Annotated in this window: 9 protein-coding genes and 1 pseudogene; 6 read left to right on the forward strand and 4 right to left on the reverse strand. The window is 50.9% G+C overall.

The window, feature by feature from the left end; genetic code table 11:
• Window positions 1–199 precede the first annotated feature (199 nt).
• Together HMPREF2959_RS05340 and HMPREF2959_RS05345 are read left to right on the forward strand one after the other, a co-directional pair.
• Window positions 200–1,183 carry a ribose-phosphate pyrophosphokinase gene (locus tag HMPREF2959_RS05340; protein ID WP_002213870.1) on the forward strand — a complete coding sequence of 328 codons (984 nt, stop codon included), beginning with the start codon at window positions 200–202 and terminating at the stop codon, window positions 1,181–1,183.
• A gap of 66 nt (window positions 1,184–1,249) precedes the next feature.
• On the forward strand, window positions 1,250–1,822 hold the full coding sequence (locus HMPREF2959_RS05345; RefSeq protein ID WP_002217483.1) for a 50S ribosomal protein L25/general stress protein Ctc: 573 nt from the start codon (window positions 1,250–1,252) through the stop codon (window positions 1,820–1,822).
• A 124-nt stretch (window positions 1,823–1,946) separates the two neighbouring features.
• On the opposite strand, the gene HMPREF2959_RS05350 is transcribed toward HMPREF2959_RS05345, so the two are convergent.
• Window positions 1,947–3,116, reverse strand: coding sequence for a D-alanyl-D-alanine carboxypeptidase family protein (locus tag HMPREF2959_RS05350; RefSeq protein WP_002243447.1), 1,170 nt, complete (start codon window positions 3,114–3,116; stop codon window positions 1,947–1,949).
• 147 nt (window positions 3,117–3,263) lie between these two features.
• Here HMPREF2959_RS05350 and ilvA point away from each other — a divergent pair, with 147 nt between their 5' ends.
• Window positions 3,264–4,790 (forward strand): threonine ammonia-lyase, biosynthetic, encoded by a 1,527-nt coding sequence (ilvA, locus tag HMPREF2959_RS05355; protein WP_002243448.1) that lies wholly within the window; start codon window positions 3,264–3,266, stop codon window positions 4,788–4,790.
• A gap of 56 nt (window positions 4,791–4,846) precedes the next feature.
• On the opposite strand, the gene HMPREF2959_RS05360 is transcribed toward ilvA, so the two are convergent.
• From HMPREF2959_RS05360 to cysT, 3 genes are all read right to left on the reverse strand, one after another.
• On the reverse strand, window positions 4,847–5,920 hold the full coding sequence (locus HMPREF2959_RS05360; protein ID WP_002243449.1) for a sulfate/molybdate ABC transporter ATP-binding protein: 1,074 nt from the start codon (window positions 5,918–5,920) through the stop codon (window positions 4,847–4,849).
• Window positions 5,917–6,777: a sulfate ABC transporter permease subunit CysW gene (gene cysW / locus HMPREF2959_RS05365; protein ID WP_002243450.1), complete on the reverse strand. Its 861-nt coding sequence runs from the start codon at window positions 6,775–6,777 to the stop codon at window positions 5,917–5,919. Before cysW ends, HMPREF2959_RS05360 begins: the two co-directional genes overlap by 4 nt.
• 254 nt (window positions 6,778–7,031) lie before the next feature.
• On the reverse strand, window positions 7,032–7,868 hold the full coding sequence (gene cysT, locus HMPREF2959_RS05370) for a sulfate ABC transporter permease subunit CysT (protein ID WP_002222661.1): 837 nt from the start codon (window positions 7,866–7,868) through the stop codon (window positions 7,032–7,034).
• A 138-nt stretch (window positions 7,869–8,006) separates the two neighbouring features.
• Between cysT and HMPREF2959_RS12865 the strand changes: the two are divergent.
• The 3 genes and pseudogenes from HMPREF2959_RS12865 to HMPREF2959_RS05380 form a co-directional block, all read left to right on the forward strand.
• A pseudogene (locus HMPREF2959_RS12865) lies at window positions 8,007–8,114 on the forward strand (IS5/IS1182 family transposase); the annotation flags it as partial.
• Between the two features lie 44 nt (window positions 8,115–8,158).
• Window positions 8,159–8,491: a hypothetical protein gene (locus HMPREF2959_RS05375; RefSeq protein ID WP_002225363.1), complete on the forward strand. Its 333-nt coding sequence runs from the start codon at window positions 8,159–8,161 to the stop codon at window positions 8,489–8,491.
• A 331-nt stretch (window positions 8,492–8,822) separates the two neighbouring features.
• A complete protein-coding gene (locus HMPREF2959_RS05380; RefSeq protein WP_002213852.1) occupies window positions 8,823–9,332 on the forward strand; it encodes an isoprenylcysteine carboxyl methyltransferase family protein in 510 nt (169 codons plus the stop codon).
• Window positions 9,333–9,379 lie beyond the last annotated feature (47 nt).

Below are 9,379 nucleotides of genomic sequence, written 5' to 3' on the forward strand. Positions count from 1 at the left end.
CATGCGAAGGTTCGAATCCTTCCTCCCCAGCCAGATAAAAGCGTGTAAGCCTGCTTACACGCTTTTATTTCATAGAAATAAAAATATTGAAATGCCTTTGTTTGTGTCGGATGTTGCAGGTATAATGTCGGGCTTGGTACAAGCAGAGGGAAGCATTGTGTTTTCTGAGCGGAAGTTAAACATAAAATCAGGTGAGAATATGGCTGCGTACGACAGTTTGATGGTATTTACAGGCAATGCCAATCCCGAATTGGCACAACGTGTTGTCAGGCATTTGGACATTTCTTTGGGCAATGCTTCCGTATCCAAGTTTTCAGACGGCGAAGTTGCCGTCGAACTGTTGGAAAACGTACGCGGGCGCGATGTTTTCATCCTTCAGCCGACCTGTGCGCCGACCAATGACAACCTGATGGAAATCCTGACGATGGCGGATGCACTGAAGCGTGCTTCGGCAGGTCGTATTACCACAGCCATTCCGTATTTCGGCTATGCGCGCCAAGACCGCCGTCCGCGTTCCGTCCGCGTTCCGATTTCTGCCAAACTGGTGGCAAATATGCTGTATTCGGCAGGGATCGACCGTGTTTTGACTGTCGATTTGCATGCCGACCAGATTCAAGGTTTCTTCGATATTCCGGTGGACAATATTTATGCCACCCCGATTCTGTTGAACGACATCAAACAACAGCGGATTGAAAATCTGACCGTCGTCAGCCCGGACATCGGCGGTGTCGTCCGCGCCCGCGCCGTGGCAAAATCCTTGAATGCCGACTTGGCAATCATCGATAAACGCCGCCCGAAAGCCAATGTGGCAGAAGTCATGAACATCATCGGCGATATTCAAGGCAGAACCTGTCTGATTGTGGACGATATGATTGACACTGCAAATACGCTGTGCAAAGCCGCCGTCGCTCTGAAAGAGCGGGGGGCGGAACGTGTCTTGGCATATGCCAGCCACGCCGTATTCTCCGGAGAGGCGGTCAGCCGTATCGCCTCATCCGAAATCGACCAGGTGGTCGTAACCGATACCATTCCTTTGTCTGAAGCGGCTAAAAACTGCGACCGTATCCGTCAGGTAACGATTGCCGGTCTGTTGGCCGAAACCGTCCGCCGCATCAGCAATGAAGAATCCGTTTCATATCTCTTTAATGAAGAAGTGATGACAGGCAGTATGTTGCTGCCATAAGCCCGAAGCCGTCTTAAGCTGGTCGCGGCCGATGACGGCGATTTTACCTAACTTGGAGTATTTAACATGACTTATGAAATTCAAGCCTCTGTTCGTGAAGCACAAGGCACTGGTGCGAGCCGCCGCCTGCGTCGCGAAGGCCAAATCCCCGGCATTCTGTACGGTGAAGGTCAAGAGCCTGTTGCAATCGCTGTGGATCACAAAACCGTATTCTACGCATTGGAAAAAGAATCTTTCCATACTGCGTTGATTAAGTTGTCTCTGAACGGTGAAACTAAAGACGTTATCGTCCGCGATTTCCAAATGCACCCGTTCCGCCGCGAAGTTCAACATATCGACTTCCAAGCTGTGAAAGCTGATCAACTTGTACGTATCCGTGTTCCCCTGCACATCGTTAACGCTGAAAATTCCCAAGCGGTCAAACTGCAAGGCGGCCGTGTATCTCTGTTGAACACGACGGTTGAAGTGCTTGCGTTGCCTGCCAATATCCCTGCTTTCTTGGATTTGGATTGTGCCGAAGTGGTTGCCGGCGACATTTTGCATTTGTCCGACATCAAACTGCCTGAAGGTGTAGAAAGCGTTTCCTTGAAACGTAACGAAAATCTGGCTGTTGCCACCGTTACCGGTAAAAAACGCTAATTGATTTCAGCAGCAGGGCGGTGCGTATGCAATACGTACCGCCCTGTTGTTTTATGCCGTCTGAACCGTGTTTCAGACGGCATTTCTTTATTTGTTGGAAAAACGGGATATTTGAAACGGCAGATTACTGTCCCGTCAGACGCATCCAAAGCCTTTGCCACCGGCTTCTTTTTTTTACATTTTCCAGTGCGACGATTTCTTTTTCGGCAATGGTGTATCCGTTTTGTCTGATTTTGATTTTTCCTAAAATTTGCCCTTTTTTTACCGGGGCGGGAATCGGCTGTATGGTTTCCAAAATTTGTTCGGCTGTTTTCGCTTCCTTATGTGGCAGAGTGATGTAGGCTTCTTTGAGGAAGCCTGCGCGGACGGTTTTTTTGCTGCCTCCGGAAATTTGGATTTGGGCAACGGTTTTGCCTTTCGGATATATTTTGGGCGTATCGAAGGCCTGCAATGCCCAGTTCAGCAGCTTGCTGTTGTCTGATGCGCGTGTTTCCGCCGATTCCGAACCCAATGTGATGACAAGGATATGCCTGCCGTTTCCGGTGTATGACACGGCAAGGTTGTAGCCGCCGCTTTCTGTGTGTCCGGCTTTCAGACCGTTTACATTGTTGTCCCTATATAAAAGGATATTGCGGTTGTTTTGTTCTATATTTTTGAATTTGAAAGATTTGATGGAAAACAGCGGGTAATATTCCGGAAAGTCGCGCATCAATGCTTCAGACAGCAGGGCGAGGTCTTTGGCGGTGGAAACCTGTCCTTCTCTACTCAAGCCTGTCGGGTTTTTGAATACAGTGTTCTTCATGCCCAAGCGTCGGGCTTCTTTGTTCATTTGTTGCACAAAATTTTCAATCGAGCCGTTGCCCAGTCGGCCGGCAAGGGTTAGGGCGGCATCGTTTGCGGATAGGGCAATCATGCCTTTTAAGAGTTTGTCGGTGCCGACCGTATCGCCGGGACGTACAAACATTCTGCTTCCTTCTGAAGCCCATGCGGATTCGGGTATTTTTAAGTTTTCTTCAGATCGGATATTTCCCGATTTCATGTTTTTGAAAACTAAATATGCGGTCATCAGTTGGGTTAGTGCCGCCGGTTCGACAGGGGTATTGATGTTTTTGGCGGATAAAGTCTGTCTGCTTTGAAGGTCGATAACGATGTGTGCCGCTGTGAGGGTTTCGGGTGTTTGGAGCGTGGGGGCGGCGTGTACCGTCGGTCTGTTGGGCGCGGGCGATGCGGCCGTTGCGTGAGAAACGCCTAAGATGATGGAAAGTAGGACGGGCAGGATTTTATGTGCTGTCATGAAATATTCTAATTGTGTGCGTGTTTCAGCCTGCCGATTATACGCTTAGGGTGTCTGATCGGGCGGATTTTTCTTGCTTTCGCGCCGTCTTGGGCGTATGGTTTTGGGTTTTGCGATTTTAATAAACCGATTATCCCATATTGAATTATGAACACGCCCCTTCCTTATTCCGATTACCTCATCCGCATCCTGACGGCATCTGTCTATGATGTCGCGGTCGAAACGCCTTTGGAACCGGCACGCAGCCTTTCTGTACGTTTGAAAAACAACATCCTTTTGAAACGCGAAGATTTGCAGCCGGTTTTTTCGTTCAAAATACGCGGCGCGTACAACAAAATGTCCAAGTTGCCGAAAGATGCGCTCGCTTGCGGCGTGATTGCGGCAAGCGCGGGCAATCACGCACAAGGCGTGGCATTGTCCGCACAGCGTTTGGGTTGCCGTGCCGTTATCGTTATGCCGGAAACTACGCCGAAAATCAAAGTGGATGCGGTTAAAAGCCATGGCGGCGAGGTGGTTTTGCGGGGCGTTTCATACAACGATGCCTACGATTATGCGATGGAGTTGGCGGAAAAAGAAGGGTTAACCTATATCGCGCCGTTTGATGATCCTGATGTGATTGCGGGACAGGGGACGGTGGGGATGGAAATTGTCAGCCAGCATCCCGATCCAATCCGCGCCGTATTCGTACCGATAGGCGGTGGCGGTTTGGCGGCGGGCGTGGCGGCATTTATCAAGCAGGTCCGCCCCGAAATCAAAGTTATCGGCGTTCAGACCAACGATTCCTGCTGTATGAAGCAATCGGTTGAAGCGGGCGAAATCGTCCATTTGAAAGATGTCGGGCTGTTTTCAGACGGCACTGCGGTCAAAGTTGTCGGCGACGAAACCTTCCGCCTCTGCAAAGAACTTTTGGATGAAATCATTACAGTCGATACCGATGCGGTTTGCGGCGCGGTCAAGGATATTTTCGATGACACGCGCAGCATTACCGAGCCGGCGGGTGCATTGGCATTGGCAGGTCTGAAAGCCTATATCGCCCGAGAAGGCGCGGAAAACCAAACCCTGATTGCCGTTACCAGCGGCGCGAATATGAATTTTCACCGTTTGCGCCACGTTTCGGAACGGAGCGAATTGGGCGAGGGCAACGAAGGTATTTTTGCCGTTACCATCCCCGAAGAGCGCGGCAGCTTCCTTAAGTTTGTCAATATATTGGGAAATAGGAATATTACCGAGTTCAACTACCGCTACGGGGACGATGAAAAAGCGCATATCTTTGTCGGACTTCAAGCGGCAGGTCCGCAGGATTTGGCGGTTATCGGTAGCCGGTTGGATGAGGCGGGATTGCCCAATGTCGACCTGACCGATGATGAGATTGCCAAAATCCATATCCGCTATATGGTCGGAGGGCGGACGGACAAAGTAGAAAACGAGCGTCTGGTCAGTTTTGAGTTTCCGGAGCGTCCGGGGGCGTTGGCGCGTTTTTTGAACCATATGCAGGGCGGTTGGAACATTACGCTCTTCCATTACCGCAACCACGGTGCGGATTACGGGCGGATTCTGGTCGGTATCGATGTGCCGCCGCACGATGCCGCCGCATTTGACGGTTTCTTGGAAAGTCTGGGATACAGCTATCACGAGGAAACGCAAAATGCCGCGTACAAGCTGTTTCTTGCCTGACGCTTGAAAGCACAATGCCGTCTGAAAGCCTTTCAGACGGCATTGCGCTTTCATGGTTAAATCGAATATTCAATCAGTTCGTTTTGAGAGAAGACATAAACCTGTTTCGGAATCAGCTTCAATGCTTTGCCTTCGGCGATTGGGTAACGCGCGGCATCGCTGCCAGCCAGCGTGATGTGCACGTCTTGTTTGCCGTGTTTCACCAAAATATGCGTCAATGCCCCGACGGCGTGGACTTTTTCGATTTCGGCACAAATCATCGGTGTTTCGTGTTCGGCGGCGATCTGCCATTCGTGCGGGCGGATATAGCCGGTGGCGGTTTGTTCCTGCCATTTGTATTGTGCGTCCAATTTCCACGCGAAGCCGCTATAATGCCAGAAGCCTTTTTCGATGCGTCCTTCAAAAGCGTCGGTTTCGCCGAGGAACTCGGTAACGAAGGCATTTTCGGGTTTGCGGTAAATAGCTTCGGCGCTGCCGGTTTGTTCGATTTTGCCGTGGTTCATCACGACGATTTCGTCGGAAACTTCGAGGGCTTCTTCTTGGTCGTGCGTAACCAGAATGCTGGTTACACCCAGGTTGTGATGGATGTCGCGCAGCCAGGTGCGTAATTCTTTGCGTACTTTGGCATCCAACGCGCCGAAGGGTTCGTCCAAAAGCAAGAGTTTGGGTTCGACCGCAAGCGCGCGGGCGAGGGCGATGCGCTGGCGTTGCCCGCCGGAGAGTTGGTGCGGATAGGATTTTGCCAAATGAGAGAGCTGCACGAGCTTGAGTAATTCTTCGACTTTGGCGCGGATTTGTCCTTTGGACGGGCGTTCGGACTTGGGCAATACGGTCAAACCGAAAGCGACGTTGTCAAACACGTTCATGTGGCGGAAGAGGGCGTAGTGTTGGAACACGAAGCCGACTTTGCGCTCGCGCACGTGTTTGGCGGTTACGTCTTGCCCGTCAAAGAGGATTTGGCCGCCGTCGGCGTTTTCCAGTCCGGCGATAATGCGTAAAAGCGTGGTTTTGCCGCAGCCGGACGGGCCGAGTAGGGAAACGAGTTTGCCGGTGGGGACGTTGAGGTTGATGTTTTTCAGCGCGTGAAAATTGCCGAAGTGTTTGTTTAAGTTTTGGATGGTGATACTCATACTGTGTTCCTTTCGGCGGCGGCGAGTTTTTTGTCTTGTAATTTGGTAATGATGTTTTGCACCGCCAGCGTCGCCAGTGCTAAAAGTGCCAATACGCCGGAGAGGGCGAATGCGCCGGTAAAGTTGTATTCGTTGTAGAAGATTTCGACCAAAAGCGGGACGGTGTTGGTTTCGCCGCGTATGTGTCCCGATACCACGCTGACCGCGCCGAATTCGCCCATCGCGCGGGCGTTGGTGAGGATGATGCCGTAGAGTAACGCCCATTTGATGTTGGGCAGGGTAACGCGCCAAAACATCTGCCAGCCGCTTGCGCCGAGTATCAGCGCGGCCTGTTCTTCGCTGTCGCCCTGCGCCTGCATCAGCGGGATGATTTCGCGCGCGACAAAGGGGAAGGTAACGAACAGCGTCGCCAGAATAATGCCGGGGATGGCGAAGATAATCTGTATGCCTTGCGCTTCGAGCCAGCCACCCAATGCCGTGTGCGCGCCGAACAATAAGACGAACATTAAACCGGCCACCACGGGCGATACGGAAAACGGCAAATCGAGCAGGGTAGTCAGCAACTGCTTGCCTCGGAAGTCAAAACGGGTCAGCAGCCACGCCATCGCCACGCCCAAGACGGCATTGACGGGGACGACAATCAGCGCGGTAATCAGCGTCAATTTGATGGCAGACCACGCTTCGGGATCGTTTAAGGATTTCAGGTACAAATCCCAACCGCCTTTTAAGGCTTCGTAAAACACGGCGACGAGCGGCACGACCAGCATCAGCAGCAGAAAGCCCAGCGCGGCGGCAATCAGCAACACGCGCAGCCGGCGCGGTTCGGTCAGGTTGGGATTGGCGGAATAGGGTTTCATGGCGGTGGTGTTCCCCGGTTGGTTGTTTTAAGGTGTTCGGATGCCGTCTGAAAAACCGTTTTTTGTGGGGCGGATTCGTTTTCAGACAACCTTTTATTGATTAAGGGAATAAAAACGTCTAGCTACCGTCATTCCCGCGCAGGCGGGAATCCACCGCAGGGCAACAGGAAAACAGAAAATAAATAAGGCAGCCGAAATTCACCAATGGATTCCCGCCTGCGCGGGAATGACGGTAACAGGTATTTCAGACGACCTCAACCCTTCGCGCCCGAACGCCTGCCCAACGCCCACTGCATCACGTTCAGCGCAAACAGAATCACAAACGAAACCAGCAGCATAAACAACGCCACCGCCGACGCGCCCTGCACGTCGAACTGTTCCAGCTTGCCCGTAATAATCAGCGGCAGGATTTCAGAAACCATCGGAATGTTGCCCGCGATAAAAATCACCGAGCCGTATTCCCCCGTTGCCCGCGCGAACATCATTCCCGCGCCGGTCAAGAGTGCCGGCGTGATTTCCGGCAGCAGCACGCGGCGGAACGTCGTAAAGCGGTTTGCGCCCAAAGTCGCCGCCGCTTCCTCATATTCGCCCGATAATTCCTCCAACACCGGCTGCACGGCGCGGACGATAAAGGGCAGGCTGACGACGACCAGCGCAATCCAAATGCCGACGGGCGTAAACGCGATTTTGATGCCCAAAGGCTCGAAAAAACGGCCTATCCAACCGTTGGGCGCATACAGGGTTGCCAACGCGATACCCGTAACTGCCGTCGGCAGCGCAAACGGCAAATCGACCAGCGCGTTCGCCAGACCCTTGCCCGGGAATTCATAACGCACCAATACCCACGCCACCAGCGTGCCGAACACGACATTGGTCAGCATCGCATAAAACGACATCCGCAAACTCAGCCAGACGGCCGCCAATACGTTCGGCTCGGCAATCGTGTTCCAAAAGCCGCCCCAGCCGATTTCAGCCGCCTTCGCCGCCATCATCGCAAACGGCAAAACCACCAGCAGCGACAGGCACAATACGGTCAGACCAAGGCTGAGTTTGAAGCCGGGCAGTACGCCGGGCGTTTTGAGCAGTAACATAAAACAATGCTGAAAATAAGGAAAAGGAAGGACTACTTTAACGATGCCGTCCGAAAAACGGAAAGAATGGAAAGTTTGGTGCAAAGACGAATTTGTTATAAAGCGGTTGGCAGTTTCTCAAGCGGGCGCGATGTTTTAAAATATAGTGGATTAAATTTAAATCAGGACAAGGCGACGAAGCCGCAGACAGTACAGATAGTACGGCAAGGCGAGGCAACGCCGTACTGGTTTAAATTTAATCCACTATAACACCTTGTTTTGACGGAAAACCATCATATAAAGGAACACTTATGCAGATTTTATCTTTTCAACCGGACATTGCGGAACGTATGCTGGAAGGTACGGAAGGCGAGTCGGTCAACGAAAACGCACAATTCGTCCGTACGGACAACGGCTATTGGATTGCGTGGCATGAAGGCGTAGCGGCACTGCTTGCGCCCGATATGCCGCCGGGCATTCCCTGTTTTTGGGTGGAAGGCGCGGAAAGCCTTGAAGAGTTGTGCGTCATGGTGGAACGCGGCGAGTTTGACGAAGTGGAAGAGTTTGACGGCGATGACGACGAATGGCTCGAAACGGCACAGGGTTGCGGGCACCACGGCGACGCTTGCGCCTGCGGACATTAAAGGCATTGCAGGCTTGCCGCAAGGGGGGCAAGGCTTTGCCGTTTTTTAAATAATCGGTGGATTGCATCTGTTTGAAATGGGCTGAACGCTTCCCTTTGTATTTTATTGAATAAAAAAACTTATCTTGGTATTATAATTAAGGCAGCATCAATTATTTTGGGATGGCAATAAACGCAAAGCATTGATTTGCGCCGATTGCAGACTTATTATAGCAGGTTGCGGCGCGGACTTAATGGGAATTGTTTATAGAGCATGATGGTCTGAAACATCATTAATTAAAAATACCATTAATCCGATTTATATTTATTTCAATTTCAATGGAAAAACATCAATGACAATGATTTTAAGCATTTTAAGCCTGTTTTTTATCATCAGACTGTTATTTTTAGCCGTCTCTATTAAACATGAAAAAGCCTTGATTGCCAAAGGGGCGAAACAATACGGAAAAACCAATTCCACGCTGCTTGCGGCAGTTCATACGCTTTATTATTTGGCGTGTTTTGTTTGGGTATGGCTTTCTGACACTGCTTTTAATGGCATATCCTTGATTGGTACGCTGACGGTGATGGCTTCGTTTGTGATATTGTCATTGATTATTAAGCAGTTGGGGGAGATTTGGACGGTTAAAATCTATATTTTACCAAATCATCAAATTAATCGTTCGTGGTTGTTTAAAACATTCCGCCACCCCAATTATTTTTTAAACATCATACCCGAACTGATTGGCATCGCCTTATTATGTCAAGCGTGGTATGTTTTATTGATTGGCCTGCCCATTTATTTGCTGGTCTTATTTAAGCGTATCCGACAAGAAGAACAGGCGATGGCAACACTTTTTTAACCCGTTTCATCAATTATAGCGGATTAACAAAAACCAGTACGGCGTTG

The sequence above is a fragment of the Neisseria sp. HMSC070F02 genome, from assembly GCF_001814225.1.
In the GTDB taxonomy this organism is placed as follows: Bacteria; Pseudomonadota; Gammaproteobacteria; order Burkholderiales; family Neisseriaceae; genus Neisseria; species Neisseria meningitidis.